The organism is Mycolicibacterium stellerae (assembly GCF_003719305.1).
GTDB lineage: Bacteria > Actinomycetota > Actinomycetes > Mycobacteriales > Mycobacteriaceae > Mycobacterium > Mycobacterium stellerae.
The window spans coordinates 175107-192062 of sequence record NZ_RARC01000011.1; the positions used below are offsets into that span (position 1 = coordinate 175107).

The window sequence follows — 16956 nt, forward strand, 5'->3', positions numbered from 1 at the left end:
AGTGCACTACTGCGTATCTTGAAGCGCCGCTGGGCCATTATTCGGCGGGACACATATTTGCGTGGGCCGAACCAGCGGGGCGGCAACGCCACGCACCGAACTGAAGGGCAGCCGTGAGCATGACTACGACGACGACGCGTGTGAAGTTTCTTGCCGCCGCGGTCGGTGCCGCGACGATGTCCGCGGCAACCAACGTATCGCCGGCACCCGCACGCGCGGAGGGCTGCGCACAATGGGAATTCAGCGGAACCTTCAGCTGGGTCACGGATGTCAGCGATGTGGTCTCCAGTGTTCCCGCGCAGGGAACCCACATCGACGGCCGCTATAGCGTCGGTTCGATTTCCGATTACGGCTCGGTGCAGGGCGATATCACGGGCAATACGGTTTCCCTGAAGATCGGAAGCCACTCAAATGACGTGACCTATTCGTGGACCGGCCAGATTGATCCCGCCGGCGACGTGAGCGGACCAGTAGCTTCAGACCCGGGCAACAGGTGGCACAGCATGAGTACGCCCCTGGTGTGCAAGGCAACTCTGCCACCGCCGACGCCACCAGAGGTCACGCTTCGCTACGACGCGGCGACGCTTGTGGGGATCACCGCTTGGGTGGGGATGACCGACAATGCCGGAAAGCCCGCGGTGAATTGCACCTACAGCGACGGCGTGCTGCCGCCGCGACCGTTCAGCGTGTACGGGGACAAGGAAACGCGAATCGATCTGCCTGGCATCCCAACTGGGCACGTCTACAACGTCGTTGTCGAGTGCGGCGACCTCACGCACATGGAACAGAAACAGTTCTGACATGTCCCGGCCCATCACCGAACGGAGGCACCCCGATGAATCCTGACGATGAAAACACGGCGCATCTGATTGGCTCGCTCGGCGAGCTTGCCGGCCGCGTGGCGTTCTGGCTTGTGCTGATCGGGCTTGTCGTCGCCTTCGTAATACGGGCGATTCGGCGCGGCAGCGTTCGACCCGCCCCGCCGCCAGGCTTGTATGGCAACGGCGCGGGGACGTCACAGTGGCGCTTCAATGCACCACCGGGTTGGCCGCCCACCCCACCGGAATTCGTCCCTCCTGCGGATTGGAACCCCGACCCTTCCTGGCCCGCAGCCCCTCCGGGATGGCAGTGGTGGATACCCCGTTAGCGAATCGGCCCACGTAAGGAAATTGCGGTATCAGTGGCCCCCGCCAGTTCGCGGCGGTGGTCGCAAAGGTGCAGTACCTCTTTACTGCATTCAACAGTTGACCCTCGGCCGATCATCAGCTGGACCGGTTCGGTGTTTAAGGGACGCCGGTTTACCAAGGGAGACCGCTCATGACTCTTCTCAACAGAACTCGGATCCGTGCCGCCATCGCGATATGTGCGGTCGGCTACCTCGCGATGCCGTTGTCTGCGTACGCAAGACCGCCCGCTCCGCTGGCCCCACCCTGCGGCAACTGGGTGATACCCGCAGGCACATTTGTGATTAACCAGGACAACGGCATTGTCGTGGAGATGGAAGGGTGGAACGGAGACGCGGCGTCGGGGCAGCCTATTCGGTATCTTTCACCCGCCCTTTTTGGTCCGAAGGACGTGACGACCGGCCACATAGCCACTTACAAGAACGCCGACATCTACCACGTGAACCAGATTTTCTTCAGAGCGGACTGGGACCCGCACCCGGGCTCGAGCGATTGGAACGACTACAGAGGCACCATCGACGGCAACGGCTACGCGAGCGGCACGACCACAAACGACGGCGGAGCAACCAACGGCTGGCGTTCCGTCCAGCCGCTGAAATGCACTCCGGGGCCGCGCTTCTCGGCAATCGCGTACTCGTATCAATCGTGGGCTACTGCCCAGGACTACCCGGATCGCGCCACCGCCGAGAAGAAGGCCTTAGACAACTGTTCCGGAGGAGACTGTTCGGTTGTCTCGGTTCCCAATGAAACGGGGCAACCAGCGAACCAACCTTGTGTCGCGGTGACGGTCGGTTCGTACACCAACTACGCATTCGGGTCGACTTTGACCGACGCGAAAGACAGGGCCCGCCAAAACTACAACGGCATTGGCACTCCGAATGTCGTGCCCGTATGTAAGAGGGACGGCACCCCCGCCATCGAGGCCTTTTGGGTTTCCGGAAAGTTCCCACCACAGCAGCCGCCTCCTCCTCCGTCGGAGATCACGCTTCGCTTCGACCCTCCACAGCTTCTGTCGATCACCGGACATGTCGGCATCACAAACAACGCTGGAAAGCCGGCCATCAGTTGCGAATTCAGCGATGGAATCGTGCCTGATCCTGACAAGAAATTCGACGTGACTGGAGACGCGGAATACGATCTCGTTCTCCCGCCCCCAACACCGGGCATCAACTACAACCTCACCGTCACCTGCCCTCCGCTCACCCCCTACAAAAAATCATGGAAGTGGTGACACAGGAATCGGCCCGCCACCGGGGAGCAATGGCGGGCCGAAGCGGGGAGACGATAGTCCTTATGCCCCACCCGAATGGCCGTTCTCGTCTCGAGGGCTCGGGATTTTGGTCGGAGCGAAACAGCACAGCTGGGAGCCGAACGCGCCGGACCAGTAGCTCCGAATGCTGGCCAGGTGGGCCAATCATGGACCCTTCCGCAGGCGGAATCGGCTGACCGGCCAATGACGCGCCGGGCAGGTATGACGTTAGGGAGTCATTCGGTCGGGTCAACCCGCGAGCGCCGCTTGGTACTGGTCGGCCACGGACGGGCTCAGCTTGCCGCTGACGCGCAGGAGCAGATTGTCCTGCAGGGTGTTGTATTCGGTGCCGAGGATCGGCGCCGCGCTCAGACCAGTCTCGAGGTAGTCGGCGCGTTGCTGAGCGGACGCGGCGTCGGGCCATTGTTCGACTCCAGCGCCGCACACGATGCCGGGCTCGCTCTGGTCGCACTCTTCGCCTGTGCGCGGGTCGACGATCACGGTCGCTGCGACTTACCCGTTGGTCCGGCCGATCATGTTGTTGGCGTCGTTCTCGCCGGTAATCGTGATGAGCGATACCTCTGGAATCGCCGCCTTGATCTTCTCGGCGGCCGCCTGGGCTGTCATCGCCTGGGGTTGGGGTGCTGCTGCTTTGGATGTGGCTGCCGAAGCGCTGCCATCGCTGCTGTCCTGTTCGCTTGGCGCGCCGGCGACCGCGGAGGCCATCAGGACGGCGAAGCAGATACATTTCAGCGCTGGCTGTGAGGTCACGACCGCGTGGTTAACCATTTGCCCCGGCGAGGAATTCGGCGACGCCACCCTTTCGCCAACGCTAGTGTCGGGAACGTGTGGGGGATACTGGCGTTCGCCGTCTCGGTTCTGTCTGCGATCGGTGCGATCTTCGCGGTCTGATATGCCCGCGTGTCAGCCAGAGCTGCGGTGCGTTCGGCTGACCTTGCCGAGGTGGTGGAGGCGGGCCGTCACTACGGCTGGCGCAACGAGGCCCGGACGAACGAGTCTGTTCGCAACTACACACTGCGCAATGTCGGGACGGTGAATGCCCGCAATGTCACCATTGCCGGCAACTACGACGTGATCGAGTTCCACGGCACACATGACCCCAAGACGTGCGACATCGCTGCGGGGCAGGCGCGCCTGTTCATGGTCGCGCAGGCTTTCGGTGATATAGGCGGCAACATCGACATCACCTGGACGCCGGATCTGCTCGACGCCGAGCCGATGACGTGGACGGAGACACCGCCGATGGCGCCGTTCCTCCCGCTCTGTCGGATATCGATTGGCATAACGTGCGCAAAATCGTCGAGCGCGTGGCGAGAGACCGCTGAGGTTCCTTTATATGGGGGACAGCCGGAGGCGATTGTCCACGCATCGTCCATGCGACGCCCGCAGCGCTCTAAAAATTACCTCTGAACAGGTAAAACTGTGGTGCGCGATACTGGGATTGAACCAGTGACCTCTTCCGTGTCAGGGAAGCGCTCTCCCGCTGAGCTAATCGCGCCTGAAACCTTTGGAGGTGGAGACGGGAATCGAACCCGTGTGCACGGCTTTGCAGGCCGTTGCCTCACCACTCGGCCACTCCACCGCTGGGGTTGATGCGACTGCACCTCGAGCGGATGACGGGATTCGAACCCGCGACCCTCACCTTGGCAAGGTGATGCGCTACCAACTGCGCTACATCCGCGCGCCACGAACGAGTTCGTCGCTCGTCGCGAAGGACGACGATAGTCCACTTCAGTGTGGCCGCACAAATCCCTTCCGTTACCGGTCAGGCGCCGCTCGGCAGCCGAGGTCAGAAGATTGCGTAGGCCTCTTTGGAAAATCGTGAACCCGTGACCGTCGGAGTTAGAGCAACGCATCCCTGACGGCTCGCTGTTGCAGCTCATCCCGCCGCCGGCCTGGAACTGGCCATAGGGCAGAGCCGGACCGCCGCCCGTTGCGGTGTCGCCCGCGCACACAAACCTCGCAGGACCGGTCGGATGCCGCCGATATGGCCGCTGGGGGAGGTGAATCCGGCCATTGTCAGCGGCGGCCGCGGAGCAACGCTTCCCCAGCGACTGCAAGGCCGACAATGTGTCGAATCGTCGGCGTCACGCCAAGTGAATGGCCTGGCGAGAAATCGAGAACTCGCCGCCGTAAACGAAGTCCCAGCACGTGATGCCGTCCGGCGTGCTCGTGCACTCGATCGAGCCGGAAACGATCTTGTCGCCGTAGGCCAGCGGGTTGCCCGTAGTCAGGGCGGTATCGCCGGCGCAGACGTAGTCCGCGGACTTGCCGGCGTCCAGTTGAAGCCCCTGCCCCCAACCCGTCATCTCCGGGCAACTGGCCGGCTTGGGCGGGGGAGCCCAGTCGCGCTCCCTGATGTCACACCGCACAGAGTCGGGGTCTATATAGCAGCCGATGTTTCCCGACGGTGAGCTGAACGCAGTCAGCTCGGAGACTTCGCGGGTGGTGAGCAAAAGAGGCTCGATCGCACCCGGGGGTGCAGCTGCGGCAACACCGGCCAATGCGCTCATGGCGAGGGGGACGGCCACAGCCACCGCCAAGAGCGAAAATTGACGCGTCTTCATGCCGCCACGCTACGTGATCCCGTGCGTTTGCTGGACGAATCCCGCAAGGCGGCTGAGTTCTCTTGGCCATGCGGCCGCGTGCTAATCTTCGACGTCGTCCCCGGTCTCGTAGCTCAGGGGGAGAGCGTCCGCCTCACACGCGGAAGGTCACTGGTTCGATCCCAGTCGGGACCACAACATAAACCGTCTTCGATCGCTCGGTGCAATTGGGCAGTCGCCACTCGACGTCGAATCTCGGGTTTCGGCGGCGGCCGCGGCGCTTTTCTTTCGCACATGGCAGCGTCGGCCCCTTTTCACTAAATCGTGCGGATCTTCGGGCTCTGCCGCCAGCGCCACTCCAATCGCCGCGTTTACGGTCAGCTGCAGGTCCCGGCTGATCGCAATCGGGTCGCGCTGCGACCGTTCTCGTCGGTGATTTCTTTGAGGCGACCGAGATCAATGAAGAGGGCGGCAACCGGATTCGTTGGTGTTGCTGATGCCAGCTTGGTGGCCATCACGCAGCTCAGATGGCGGCGATTGGGTAGCCCGGTCAGCGAGTCGTGCAGGCCGAGGTGCGCAAGTTTGGCCTGGGCTCGGCTCAGCTGGATCGATTCGACGTCGTATGCCAACGGCCGAGCGGCCTGCAGGTGACGAACCTACAGCCGGCTGCACCGAGCGAGGCAGGTGACGATGGCGCCAAGCGGTCGGTGGCCCGTCGACGAAACAGTTCCGCACCAAGGACGCATCAACGACAATGTGTTCTCTCAGTCGGCCTACGAACAACCGGGCGGGACCACTGTCGTGCGGGACGTGATCGATTTCGATAGCACGCTGGCCCACTCATGTCTGGAGATCTGGGACATCCTGGCTGCCCCCGACTTGTACCGGCGATTCTTCCGTGGGCTCGGGTCCTGCGAGCAGGTTTCCGGCAGGGCGCAGCACTACGAGGTCCGTCTGTCCACCCCGCGCGGCGCGGTTGCCGTTCACGAGATGCGCTTGACGACGCGCCGGGTGGGTAAGGAGATGCGGCTCGACGCAACGCAGGTGAGCGGTAGCTTTGTGCTGATTCGCTTGACCCCCGAGACGGGCGGTACTCGAATCGCATTGAGGATCTTTGCGGCCGGCCTGCTCCACCCTGACCTCGCCAACGTCAGCGACAGCGCCGTGAAGAACTGGGTCCAAGAAGGTCTCTCGCGAATTTCCGACTATCTCGAAGGCAAGCAGTCATCACAACTGGTCAACATGGGCGACATGGGGTCCCTGCATCTCAGCGTCGCCAAGACCATGATTGTCAGCGGTGTGGTGCGTGCGTCCCGGCCCGACCGTGGCCTGCGACAGCTCAATTCCCTTGCCAAGTGGGGATTCACGCTCGCGGGTGGCATCGCGGCCGCCGCTGCCCGATCGCCGCGCAATATAGCGTTGGTCGACGAGGACAGGACGTCGACCTACGCGGACGTGGCCGAGCGCACCACGTGCATAGCGTCGGGCCTCGCCGCGCGCGGCTTCACCAAAGACAGCAAGTTCGCCATCCTCGCCCGCAATCATTCGGCGATGGTCGAAACCATGGTGGCTGCGAGCAAGCTGGGTGCCGATCTGACACTGCTCAACACCGGCCTCGCTGCCCGCACGATCGAAGAGATCGTCAACAGCAACGTCTTCGACGCCATATTCGTCGATGACGACCTCGAACCGCAGGTGCGCTATCTCCCCGCGGAGATTCCGCGAATTTCAACACGCCCCGGTTCGGTTGTGGCTTATCGAAGTTCGATCGACGATTTCATTCCGGCGGGGGCCGAGGCGGGGCCGTTGCCGCCCCCGAAGCAAGCCGGCAAGCTGGTCGTTCTCACCTCGGGTACCACCGGCACGCCGAAGGGCGCACGGCGGCCCACACCAACCGGGTTCGGCGCCATCGCCGCGATGTTGTCGCGAATGCCGCTGCGCCGCAACGAGGTGATGTTGGTCTCCGCACCGCTGTTTCACGCCTGGGGCCTCGCGGCGCTGCAGGTGAGTGCTCCGCTGCACGCAACGGTGGTGCTGAACGAACGATTCGACGCCGAAGAGTGTCTGAAAACTATTGAGCTGCAACGCTGCACCGTCCTGGTCGCGGTCCCGGTGATGTTGCAGCGCATTCTCCAGTTGCCTGCCGAGGTGATCAACCGATACGACACGTCGTCGCTGAAAGTGGTCGCCAGCAGCGGGTCGCCGATCCCCGGTGCATCCGTCATCAAGTTCATGGACACCTTCGGCGATGTTCTGTACAACTTCTACGGCTCCACCGAGGTGTCGTGGGCAACGATTGCCGATCCCACCGACCTACGCGTCGCCCCGACCACCGCCGGTCGGCCACCCCTCGGTACTCGCATCGCAGTACTCAATCGGCACGGCGCCCCTCTGCCGATCGGCGCCGTCGGACGCATCTTCGTCGGCAACGACATGCTGTTTGACGGCTATACCAATGCGGAGTCACCCGCCGTCGAAGACCGGCTGATGGACACCGGCGATCTCGGATATCTCGACGCCAGCGGGCGACTCTTCGTCGCCGGACGCGACGACGAGATGATCATCTCCGGCGGCGAGAACGTGTTTCCGCGGCCCGTCGAAGAAGCCATCGCTGTCCTGCCGCAGGTCGTCGACGTGGCAGTGGTCGGAGTTCCCGATGCCGAGTACGGTCAACGACTCGCCGCATTCGTCGTATGCGCCACCGGGGCGTCACTGGACGAAGACATGGTGAGGGGCTACGTCCGGAACCGCCTGAGTCGCTTCTCGATTCCGCGCGACGTCACCTTCGTCAATCAGCTGCCGCGCACCGCGACGGGAAAGATACTGAAACGCCAATTGACCGACGGGCAGTTCCCCATGGAGATGGGCTGGCCGGGTTAGCCCCGATCTCTCAATCCAGTTCGGCGAGGACCTTGCGGGCTGCTTCGAGTTCGGCTTCAAGCGCGGCAACCCTGGCGGCCTGCTGGGAGCGGGCCTCCTCGATCATCCCGTCGATCGGGGCGGAGAGGTCCTCGTGTAGCTCCTTGGCGGCCCGGGAGACGGCGGCGGCCGCGACCGCGAGGTTGCGGGCCAGGTAGGTGGTGCCCTGCTTGAGTTCGGCGTGCCAGTCGCCGTCGGCGGTTCCGGTGACAGTGAGAGTGAGCTCGAGTGTCTTGGTCTTCTTGCTCGTCGCCTTCTTGGCCGGAGCTTTCTTGGGCTTCTCCTTGGCAGGAGCCTCAGAGGTCGCTGCGTCCTCCGATGCCGTACTCGCGGGCACGTTGTTCTCGACTGGAGTGGCCAACACGTCGGGCGTGTCGGAGACGGTGGGCGACGCTTCTCGTGCCAGGGTGTCTACGGTCATTGTGGTGGAGAACTCCTTCTGGGCATCTGCCCGCAGTGAGAGGGTGGCGCAGAGAGTCATTAGAACATATGTTCGACCCTCGGCGCCAATTTGCCCCCCGATGCCCCACTAAGGCTGCAGCACAGGCTCTTTGCGCCGAGACCACGGTGGCGGCATCACGTCTGCGCTTCCCGCGGCCGGAGGAACTCCACTCGTCTGTCGGTGAGCAACGGGCGAATGCGTCTGCCGACCAGCTCCTGGTAGTGCGAAGAGCTCAGGTGTGCCTGGAGGGCGGCGCTGTCGCGGTAATGCTCGATGAGAAGAAGCGCCGTGGGGTCATCCGTCCGCTGAAAAGCCTCATACCCGAGGCATCCCGGTTCGCCGAGCGACTGGGGCGCAAGCGCAGCGACGTGTGCAAGCACGGTGTCCAGCGACGCCGCGGTGGTCTGCCAGTGGGCGACCACCACGACCGGCTCATCCGTTCCCATCAAATCTGCTTGAGGTGCTCGACCAGCGCCTCTCCGACGACAGCTCCCGACTGCGGGTTCTGGCCGGTGATCAGGCGCCCATCGACGACCACCTTCGGGTGCCAAGGATCGGTCGCCTCGTACAACGCGCCTTCTTCGCGCAGCGCGGTTTCGAGGTCGAACGGCACATCCTGGTCGGCATACCCGTCTTCTTCGGCGGTCGAGAACGAGGTGAGCTTTCGGCCGCGCACCAACGGCGCGCCGTCGTCGACGGTGACACCCAGGAATGCCGACGGCCCGTGGCAAACAGCGGAGACGATCATGCCCGCGTTCCAGGCCCGGGTCACGACGGCCTGCACCTCCGGGTTGCCGGTGATATCGACCATGGGTCCCAGCCCGCCGGGGAAGAAGACTGCGTCGTAGTCGAGCACGTCGACTTCGGACAGCTTGCGGCTCCGCGACAGGCGCCGGTAGGCCTTGCTGCCGAGAAACTCGGTCTGCCCGGCATCCTCGGCGTCGAAGCCGTCTTCTGGCGGCTTTCCACCTTGGGGAGAGGCGAACTCGACAGCGATGCCTGCTCGGTCAAGCGCTTCGAAAGGATGGGCTATCTCTGGGAAGAAGAATCCGGTTGCCCGGTTATGTGGGCCGATCACCGCGGCGTTCGTAGCGACGAACAGGACGTAGGGAACACTCACAGCTCTCTCCTCGGCTTCGAAACGACAAGTCCGTCAAGCGTCTTCGAGCAAGCGGTGGTCGCAGCCATGTGGTGTCCGGTTGCGCTGCGGCGTCGCCCGACGTCCTGATATGACAGCACGAAGTCGCGCAGGTGGGTGATCTCATAGAGGGTGTTGGCGAGGAAGGGACAACTTTTAAGCACGAATGCGCTATCGCACCGAGCGTCCAGTCCGGCACAGTGACGACAACGTCGACACAGGCGATACAGCGCAACACCAGCAAATTCGCAGTATGCTCGTCGGAGCAGCTGAGCAGCCATCGGAAGTGACATACGTGGCCGTACCGACCGGTCCTGCCAATTCCCCCGGCGACAACGGGGTGGCCGTCAGCAGTTCCGTGCGCCTCCAAATCCTTGGTCCCCTGCGTGTCTGGCGCGGGGGCGTCGAGCTGGACGTCGGCCCCCGGCAACAGGCCTATCTGCTGGCCTTGCTCCTGGCTCGAGAGGGACGGCCGACCAGCACGACTGAACTCCTCGACTTGGTTTGGGGTGAGGGAGCTCCGACAAGCGCGATCAACGTCATCCACAAATACATCGGCGCATTGCGGCGGTTGATGGAGCCGACGCTACCGTCTCGGGAAACCGGTTCGCACCTGCTGAGGCACGGCAACGGTTACCTCTTCTCGGCTGCCCCTGCCACCCTGGATCTGGTCACCTTCCGCGAGTTGGTCGCGGCCGCCGAGACAGCCGTAACGCAGCACCGCGAGGACGAAGCTCTCGACCACTACGTGCGGGCACTCGGCCTGTGGGCCGGCCCCGCAGGCGCGGGGTTGGCACAGGGTCCGGCGGCGATGACGATTTTCGCGGCGCTGGACGGCGAGTTCTTCGACGCATGCGTTGCGGCGGCTGAGCTTGCGGTGTCGCGACGTCGACCCGAGCGGGTGTTGGCGTCGTTACAGCTAGCCGCGACCATGGCGCCACTACACGAGCCCCTGCACGCCGCTCTCATCAATACCTTGGCGGCCTGCGGCCGTCAGGCGGAGGCGCTGGCCGCGTTCGGGACGGTCCGAGCTCGCCTCGCGGAAGACCTCGGCATCGACCCGGATCAGACTCTGCAGGCCGCACACCGGCGCGTGCTGAGTCAGAGTCTGGCAGGCGAACAGGTCCACGGCGATTTGTCGACCGCCAAGGACCTGCTGCAGCGTGAAACGCCAACTGCAGGTGGACTTGTCGGCCGGGTTGCCGAACTCGCGGCAATGCGGCAGATGCTGGATGAAGCCTTCGCCGGCTCAACAGGGCTCGTCGTGGTGGAGGGCGAGCCGGGTGCCGGCAAGACGACCCTCCTGAAAGGCGCTGCAGACGAAGCCGCCGCGCGCGACGCGCTCGTCGTGTGGGGCAGCTGCCTGGAAGGCGATGGGACGCCATCGATGTGGCCGTGGGTGCAGGTGATCACTGCCGTCGTGGCTGCCCTGCCCTCAGCGATTCAGGAGAAATGGCTCGACACTGATCTCGGGCGGCTTGTCGAGCCGCGCGAGGGCATCCTGGCGGGTTCCTTCCTGCCCGACAGCGGCACGCAATTCCGCTTGTTCGAGCGAGTCGTCGCCGTTCTCGGCGAGGCCGCCTCCGCGCAGCGGCCGCTGGTGCTCGTGATCGACGACCTGCACTGGGCCGACCCCACGTCACTGGAGTTGTTCGACCACGTGGCGGCGCGACTTCCCGCCGGCACCATCGTCGTTGGTGCGCTGCGCGACCATGCGCCTGCGCCCGGCACGGAGCTCGGGCGGACGCTCGCCGCCGCAAGCCGGGTGCCGAGCCACCGGCGCATCCGGCTCGGGCCACTCAATCCGTCCGAAGTGGCTGCGTTAGTGCGCCGCGAGACCGGCCGAGATCCCGGCTCCGACGCCGCCCTTGGCATCTACGCCCGCACCGGCGGGAATCCGTTCTTTGTTCGGGAGCTGTCCAGGTTTCTCGCCGACAGTGGCGGGCTGTCCGCTGGTTCCGCGGTACCAACGGGGGTGCCGTCCACGGTGCGCGATGTCGTCCGGGACCGGCTGGCCGATCTCGAAGGAAGCATCAAGGAACTTCTGCAGATCGCAGCGCTGATCGGCCGCGACATCGGCGTCGACCTGCTCGCTCAAGCCGCCGGCCTCGATGTCCCGGCCTGCCTCGACCGCCTCGAACCGTTGAAAGCTCTTGGCGTACTGGAGCCCACGCCCCAAGATCCGTTCTCGTTCCGCTTCGCGCATGACCTGGTCCGTGAGTCAGTCGAAGGGATAACGCTGCCGCGGCATGCGATTGAACTACACCTTCGCATTGCCGATGCACTCGAACGCATAAGCCCAGAAGACGAATCCGTCGCCGAGCGGCTAGCGCACCACTTGTCCTGCGCCGGCCCCTTGGCTGACCCCGCAAGAACGGCGACCGCCCTGGTGCGCGCAGGCAGCTGCGCGGCGACGAAGTCAGCGCTCGAGGCTGCCGAGCGGCATCTGCGCGCGGCAGTGCAGGTTTCGCGCAAAGCCCGTCATGCTGAGCTCGAACTGTCGGCGCTGTCGCAGCTGACCGCGGTGGTGGGGATGCGCTCCATGTACGGTGCCTCGGCGCTCGATCTCTTGGAGCGCGCAGAGCACCTCGCCCGCGGACTCGGCCGCGAGCTGGAGGCCACTGGTTTTCTCTACTCTCGATGGGCCGCCCACGCGCAAGGTATCGAGCTCGACCGTAGCGGCCCATTGGCGCGCCGACTGCTCGACCAGGGTTACGCGTCCGAGGATCCGATTGTGCGAGCGTATGGGCTGCAGGCGTGGGGGATTCACCAGTGGGATCTCGGAAACATTGGCGAGGCGTTCCGGTATCTGAGCCAGTCTGAACGAACCCTGCTTGCTCATCTCGCCCGCCACGATGAGGACCCTGTTCGTCGGGATCTGAAACTGCTCATGACCGGGCTGCTCGCCGAGGTGACCGCATTACATGGTGACGTCGCCGCCGCGCAGGTCCTGCTCGACGCCCTGCAGTCAACCGCGGGCGACAACCCGTACCGAATCACCATCTGGGCCACCATGGCGGTGAGGATCGCGGTGATGGTCGGTGACCCGGCCAATGCGCTGCACGCAGCAGAACGCGGCATCGCCGTCGACCCCGGGTTCTCTTTCACCTTCCTTGGCACTTATCAGCGGCTGGCGCGATGCTGGGCTCTCGTGGTGTCTGGCGAGGAACCCGATGCGACCGCGGCGCCAATCGCAGAGGCACAGCGACTCATCGCCGCCAACCTCCTCGATCCGCCACGTTCGTGTGTCGCGACGTGGTACGCGCTTCTCGCCGAGATGCACCTGGCGGCCGGGTCGACGGCCGAAGCCGCCGTTGCTTTGGACCGCGCCGACTTCTACCTCAACGCCTATGGCCAGCGTTACCCCGAGGGTCTACTTCTGCTGATGCGTGCGCGGCTTCTGCAGGCACAAGGGAAGCCCATCACCGTCGTCCATGCCGCTGCTGCCGCGGCCCGCGCCCTGTCCGTGGACCGTGAGGCTCGGCTATTCGCTCGACGTGCCGAACAGTTCCTCACCCAACTCGGCTGAGCGACTTTCCGAGGTGCAGGCAGCAGCGAATCCAGTCGGCATCCACTGGCCGTAAAGACCGTCGGAATAGATTCGGCCGGGTCTGTATCGCGATGGTGAAGGACGGCGGTTGTGGTGGGAAACATTGTCTTGATACACGGGCTGTGGGTGTCCTACACATCGTGGCAACCGTGGATCGAGTTCTTCGCCGACAACGGCTACCGCGCGGTTGCGCCACGGTGGCCCGGAGAAGCCGATACCGCCGCGGCCACCCGCGAAAACGCCGATGCGCAAGCTGGTTTCGGCATCAACGACGTGACTGGACACTTCGCGGCAGTCATCGAGCAATTCGACGCCCCACCGATCGCCATCGGCCACTCGTTCGGAGGCCTGGTCGCGCAGAAGTTGCTCGGCCAGAACAAGGTGGCCGCTGCGGTGGCTATCGATCCCGCCCCGATCAAGGGTGTCAAACCGCTGCCGCTCGCACAACTGCGTTCAGCATTCCCGGTACTTGGCAATCCTCTCAATCGCGTCCGCGCAAAGGCGTTGACGCGGAAGCAATTTCGCTATGGATTCGGCAATACCTTGACAGAGCGTGAGTCTGATTCCCTGTGGGAGCAGTGGTCCATCCCGTCACCGGGCAAGCCTCTTTTCGAAGCGGCGTCGGCCAACTTCTTTCCGAATTCCCCAGCCAAGGTCGACGTCGCGAACAGCACAAGGGGCCCGCTCCTGATCACAGCGGGAACCGCCGATCACACCGTGCCCTTTGTCACCGCCAGGGCCGCTTTCAAGCAGTATGCGCGATCATCTGCCGTCACCGACTTCCACACCTTTGACGGCGCCGGGCATTCTCTCACCATCGATGCCCGATGGCATGAGGTCGCCGACGTCGCGCTGACCTGGCTGATCGACAACGGGTTCCCCGGGAAAGCCCGTGAGTAGCGCCGCCCGAACTCTTCAATCGGACAACGAGTGTGATCTCAGTGAGTACCGGTTACACCGCAGTGCCGCAGCGCGGTTGGTGGCCGAGTTGTGCGCGCACGCCCACCGAGACGGCGCGAACAGCGGCCCGTGGCCGGGTATGACGGTCGACCGCTTCATCCGACCCACCCAGTTGCGGTGGGGCGACGTGACGTCGCTGTCCATCGGAATCGTTGCCCACGCCGGCAAGGTCGACTATGCGGTGATCGGCAGCCACGAATATTTCCATCACCGGGTGTTGGAGGCGTCGCCTCACCAACCGGCCCTGCTCCTGGTGTTGGAGATCGACCCGTGGCTGGTCCGCTCGGTCGCATCGAGCATGCCCAACATTCGCCAAGTCGCCCGAACGCCCCGCGGCGTCGGCGAGGAATGCCCGGTGTCCCCGCTGGACGACGACATGACAGATACCGTTGTGCGGTTCCTGGCGTCGCTGCCTGCCAGCTCTGACCGCCAGGTCCTTGCTCCACTGCACCTGCGGGAGTTGGTGTATCGGGTTCTTCAGCGCGAGCAACGCGCGCGGCTTCTGCATCACGCAGCCCATCAGGCGATGGCCAACCCGGTGGCACCGGCATTGGAATACATCTCCACACATCTGGCCGAACCCCTGACGGTAGATGTTCTCGCGGCGCAGGTCTGCCTCAGTGCGTCGGCCTTTTCGCGGGCTTTTCGCGAAATGACGGGCCGGCCGCCCTATCAGTACGTGAAGGAGATGCGGCTACATCGGGCGCGTCAGCTGCTCGAAGCCGGACGCCATGGCGTGGCGGACGTGTCCCGGTCAGTCGGCTACACCAGCGTGTCGCACTTCATCAAGGAATTCCGTAGTCGGTTTGGTTCTACGCCGGGCGATTACTCCGACGCGCCGATGTTCCCCGGCACGGTTGCAGCCTTTCCTTCGAGCTTGGTGTGAGCGCTTTCTCTCAAAGCCGCGTGGTGAGCGCGTGCGCCGCGAAATCGGCTGCCTGATCGGCCATTCCGTTGCTCTTGTAGGCGCTGTGGGCGGAGCGGTCGCTGCCACCGGGGAAGCAGATCGGGTCGTCGGTATTGCACAGCTCGAGGGTCTTGGCTGTGTACAGATGACCGATGGTGATCGGCGGTGCGTCGTGTGCGACGAGATTCAGAAACCAGTCCGACGGGGTGCCGAACAACACGACGGCCGCGACGTGTGAGGCAATCGCGGGCGGGAGTGTGCCCGCGACACCGTCGGGCAGCGCGATTCCGGCCGGCACCGTGTCGGTGGTGGTGTAGCCGGCAACGGCCGCACCCTGCGAGTAGCCACCGAGCACGATCTGGGTGTTCGCGCAGTTGGCGGCGATCGCCTCGACCTTGTTGGCGGCGTCGGCAATGCCGTTCGCGGCGGCCTGGAAGTCCAACGACGCCGGGTAATCGACGCCGTAGGTCTCGACGGTCTTTCCGCCGAGGCGTGCGTTCAGTGCATCGACGAACGCCTGCCCGGTCGCACCAACGCCAGGCGCCTCGAACGTTCCGCGGGCGAAGACAACCTCAACGTCTGAACAGGAGGAATCCTCGGCGGCCGCCGCGAGCCCCGTGGCCTGTGGCCCGATGAGTGCCGCGACGGAAACGACGGCGGCTGCAAGCCAGCGCAGCGTACGGGGGACTGGTGTGGCAAATCTGCGGCTGCGCATGGTCGGCTCTTTTCGGTTAGTCAAGCTCGCTTAATCGATGTGAACCCGCAGACGGCTCGAAATCATCCCGCGTGGTTACGCTGATCGCCGTGACCGAACAGGGCGATCGAGCGCGATCGCGAACATTTGTCGTAACGGGCGCGTCCTCGGGAATCGGCCTGGCCACCGCGCAACGCCTACTCGCCGAGGGCGGCACCGTGATCGGCACCGATGTCAATGACCCGCCCGACCTCGGCGAGCGATTCACGTTTGTCACGGCCGACGTGTCCGATGAATCTGCGGTCGCCGACGTCTTCGCGGCCGTGCCCGACCGACTCGACGGCGTCGTTCACGCCGCCGGTATCGCCAGTGGAGGGCCGGTCCATCTACTCGACAAGGCCGAGTGGGACCGCGTGATCGCGATCAACCTCACCGGCACGTTCCTCGTCGCCAAGGCCGCGCTGGCCAGGATGATCGAGCAATCGCGAGTGGACGGCGAGCGTGGCTCGATCGTCACTCTCGCCAGCGTCGAAGGCCTCGAAGGCACCGCGGGCGGCAGCGGCTACAACGCCTCGAAGGGCGGTGTCGTCTTGCTTACCAAGAACATCGCACTCGACTACGGTCCCAGCGGCATCCGCGCCAACGCCGTCTGCCCGGGGTTCATCTCAACACCCATGTTGGACAGCGTCTTTCGCCTTGACGGGATGGCCGGCCCGCTGGACTCGATCACACACGAGCACGCCCTTGCGCGGCTCGGCAGGCCCGGGGAGGTGGCCGCCATGGCGGCGTTCCTGGTATCGCCCGATGCGTCATTCGTGACAGGTCAGGCGATCGCCGTTGACGGCGGCTACACCGCGGGCCGGGACCACGGGGTGGTTGCGCTCTTCGGCTTACCTCAGTGAATCGCTATCGAGGTCGATCGACCTCGTAGGTGCCTTTGTCGTCGGAAAACACCACGAGCACTTGACGTTTGCGGCCGTCGACGATCACGTCGCAGGTGAAGGTGCCGCCCTTCTTGATCTCCGGGTCGTCACCGTTGTTGCACACGACGTCGGTGACGCTGGTGACCCCGTAGCCCTCGGTGGGGTCCTGCAGTATCCGCTGGACACCTGCCTCCGCCTTGGACACGTTGAGCACCCTGCCTTTGAGCACGTCGAGTCTCGACAGCCCGAACACGATTGCGACGGCACCCGCCGATATCGCGATGGCGCTAACGGCGATCAACAGCGCGACCTGGCCGCCCCTGCGGCGACCGGATACCGCCTTCGCATGCCGATTCCTGACCGGCGCGCTGGGCCGGTATGGCGCCGGGCCGGATCGGGGTGGCGGCCTCGCTCTTATACACA

At 64.4% G+C, this 16956-nt stretch carries 17 protein-coding genes and 4 tRNA genes; 9 read left to right on the top strand and 12 right to left on the bottom strand.

Annotated features, from left to right (window positions below):
* Positions 1–119 precede the first annotated feature (119 nt).
* Both D6M19_RS16350 and D6M19_RS16355 read left to right on the top strand, forming a co-directional pair.
* Entirely contained in the window at positions 120–800 is a 681-nt protein-coding gene (locus D6M19_RS16350) for a hypothetical protein (protein WP_164478519.1), read from the top strand.
* 517 nt (positions 801–1317) lie between these two features.
* Positions 1318–2415 carry a DUF4189 domain-containing protein gene (locus D6M19_RS16355; protein WP_123026270.1) on the top strand — a complete coding sequence of 366 codons (1098 nt, stop codon included), beginning with the start codon at positions 1318–1320 and terminating at the stop codon, positions 2413–2415.
* 267 nt (positions 2416–2682) lie between these two features.
* Here the strand turns inward: D6M19_RS16355 and D6M19_RS16360 are convergent, their stop codons facing one another.
* Together D6M19_RS16360 and D6M19_RS16365 are read right to left on the bottom strand one after the other, a co-directional pair.
* The gene (locus tag D6M19_RS16360) at positions 2683–2934 is read right to left on the bottom strand and encodes a hypothetical protein (RefSeq protein WP_123026271.1); all 252 of its coding nucleotides are present in this window, start codon (positions 2932–2934) and stop codon (positions 2683–2685) included.
* 12 nt (positions 2935–2946) lie between these two features.
* Complete coding sequence (locus D6M19_RS16365; protein ID WP_164478520.1) at positions 2947–3204, bottom strand: hypothetical protein; 258 nt, start codon at positions 3202–3204, stop codon at positions 2947–2949.
* A 192-nt stretch (positions 3205–3396) separates the two neighbouring features.
* Here D6M19_RS16365 and D6M19_RS16370 point away from each other — a divergent pair, with 192 nt between their 5' ends.
* Positions 3397–3864, top strand: a complete 468-nt coding sequence (locus D6M19_RS16370; RefSeq protein WP_164478521.1) for a hypothetical protein — start codon at positions 3397–3399, stop codon at positions 3862–3864.
* 13 nt (positions 3865–3877) lie between these two features.
* Here the strand turns inward: D6M19_RS16370 and D6M19_RS16375 are convergent.
* The 4 genes from D6M19_RS16375 to D6M19_RS16390 form a co-directional block, all read right to left on the bottom strand.
* A tRNA-Val gene (locus D6M19_RS16375) sits at positions 3878–3952 on the bottom strand.
* Between the two features lie 10 nt (positions 3953–3962).
* A tRNA-Cys gene (locus D6M19_RS16380) sits at positions 3963–4036 on the bottom strand.
* Positions 4037–4062: 26 nt separating this feature from the next.
* Positions 4063–4135: transfer RNA gene (locus D6M19_RS16385), tRNA-Gly, on the bottom strand.
* A 406-nt stretch (positions 4136–4541) separates the two neighbouring features.
* Positions 4542–5021 (bottom strand): hypothetical protein, encoded by a 480-nt coding sequence (locus D6M19_RS16390; RefSeq protein WP_206428541.1) that lies wholly within the window; start codon positions 5019–5021, stop codon positions 4542–4544.
* A gap of 102 nt (positions 5022–5123) precedes the next feature.
* Here D6M19_RS16390 and D6M19_RS16395 point away from each other — a divergent pair.
* Positions 5124–5195: transfer RNA gene (locus D6M19_RS16395), tRNA-Val, on the top strand.
* A 182-nt stretch (positions 5196–5377) separates the two neighbouring features.
* On the opposite strand, the gene D6M19_RS16400 is transcribed toward D6M19_RS16395, so the two are convergent.
* The gene (locus D6M19_RS16400; RefSeq protein ID WP_164478522.1) at positions 5378–5629 is read right to left on the bottom strand and encodes a diguanylate cyclase domain-containing protein; all 252 of its coding nucleotides are present in this window, start codon (positions 5627–5629) and stop codon (positions 5378–5380) included.
* Between the two features lie 223 nt (positions 5630–5852).
* Between D6M19_RS16400 and D6M19_RS16405 the strand changes: the two genes are divergently transcribed.
* Positions 5853–7880 (top strand): AMP-binding protein, encoded by a 2028-nt coding sequence (locus tag D6M19_RS16405; protein WP_234834891.1) that lies wholly within the window; start codon positions 5853–5855, stop codon positions 7878–7880.
* A 10-nt stretch (positions 7881–7890) separates the two neighbouring features.
* Here the strand turns inward: D6M19_RS16405 and D6M19_RS16410 are convergent, their stop codons facing one another.
* The 3 genes from D6M19_RS16410 to D6M19_RS16420 all read right to left on the bottom strand — a co-directional run bounded on the left by D6M19_RS16410 (position 7891) and on the right by D6M19_RS16420 (position 9481).
* On the bottom strand, positions 7891–8340 hold the full coding sequence (locus tag D6M19_RS16410; RefSeq protein ID WP_123026307.1) for a DUF6319 family protein: 450 nt from the start codon (positions 8338–8340) through the stop codon (positions 7891–7893).
* Positions 8341–8495: 155 nt separating this feature from the next.
* Positions 8496–8807 (bottom strand): putative quinol monooxygenase, encoded by a 312-nt coding sequence (locus D6M19_RS16415; RefSeq protein WP_123026275.1) that lies wholly within the window; start codon positions 8805–8807, stop codon positions 8496–8498.
* The gene (locus D6M19_RS16420) at positions 8807–9481 is read right to left on the bottom strand and encodes a type 1 glutamine amidotransferase domain-containing protein (RefSeq protein WP_123026276.1); all 675 of its coding nucleotides are present in this window, start codon (positions 9479–9481) and stop codon (positions 8807–8809) included. Before D6M19_RS16420 ends, D6M19_RS16415 begins: the two co-directional genes overlap by 1 nt.
* A 313-nt stretch (positions 9482–9794) precedes the next feature.
* Between D6M19_RS16420 and D6M19_RS16425 the strand changes: the two genes are divergently transcribed.
* From D6M19_RS16425 to D6M19_RS16435, 3 genes are all read left to right on the top strand, one after another.
* A complete protein-coding gene (locus tag D6M19_RS16425) occupies positions 9795–13028 on the top strand; it encodes a BTAD domain-containing putative transcriptional regulator (protein WP_234834885.1) in 3234 nt (1077 codons plus the stop codon).
* A 114-nt stretch (positions 13029–13142) separates the two neighbouring features.
* Positions 13143–13949, top strand: a complete 807-nt coding sequence (locus D6M19_RS16430; RefSeq protein WP_123026309.1) for an alpha/beta hydrolase — start codon at positions 13143–13145, stop codon at positions 13947–13949.
* Positions 13942–14895, top strand: a complete 954-nt coding sequence (locus tag D6M19_RS16435) for an AraC family transcriptional regulator (protein ID WP_123026277.1) — start codon at positions 13942–13944, stop codon at positions 14893–14895. The genes D6M19_RS16430 and D6M19_RS16435 overlap by 8 nt, the downstream gene beginning before the upstream one ends.
* Before the next feature lie 10 nt (positions 14896–14905).
* Here the strand turns inward: D6M19_RS16435 and D6M19_RS16440 are convergent, their stop codons facing one another.
* Entirely contained in the window at positions 14906–15631 is a 726-nt protein-coding gene (locus D6M19_RS16440; RefSeq protein WP_123026278.1) for a cutinase family protein, read from the bottom strand.
* 89 nt (positions 15632–15720) lie between these two features.
* Here D6M19_RS16440 and D6M19_RS16445 point away from each other — a divergent pair, with 89 nt between their 5' ends.
* The gene (locus D6M19_RS16445) at positions 15721–16512 is read left to right on the top strand and encodes an SDR family NAD(P)-dependent oxidoreductase (RefSeq protein ID WP_123026310.1); all 792 of its coding nucleotides are present in this window, start codon (positions 15721–15723) and stop codon (positions 16510–16512) included.
* A gap of 4 nt (positions 16513–16516) precedes the next feature.
* Here the strand turns inward: D6M19_RS16445 and D6M19_RS16450 are convergent.
* A partial coding sequence (locus tag D6M19_RS16450) for a DUF4333 domain-containing protein (RefSeq protein ID WP_234834886.1) occupies positions 16517–16956 on the bottom strand: 440 nt, incomplete at its 5' end.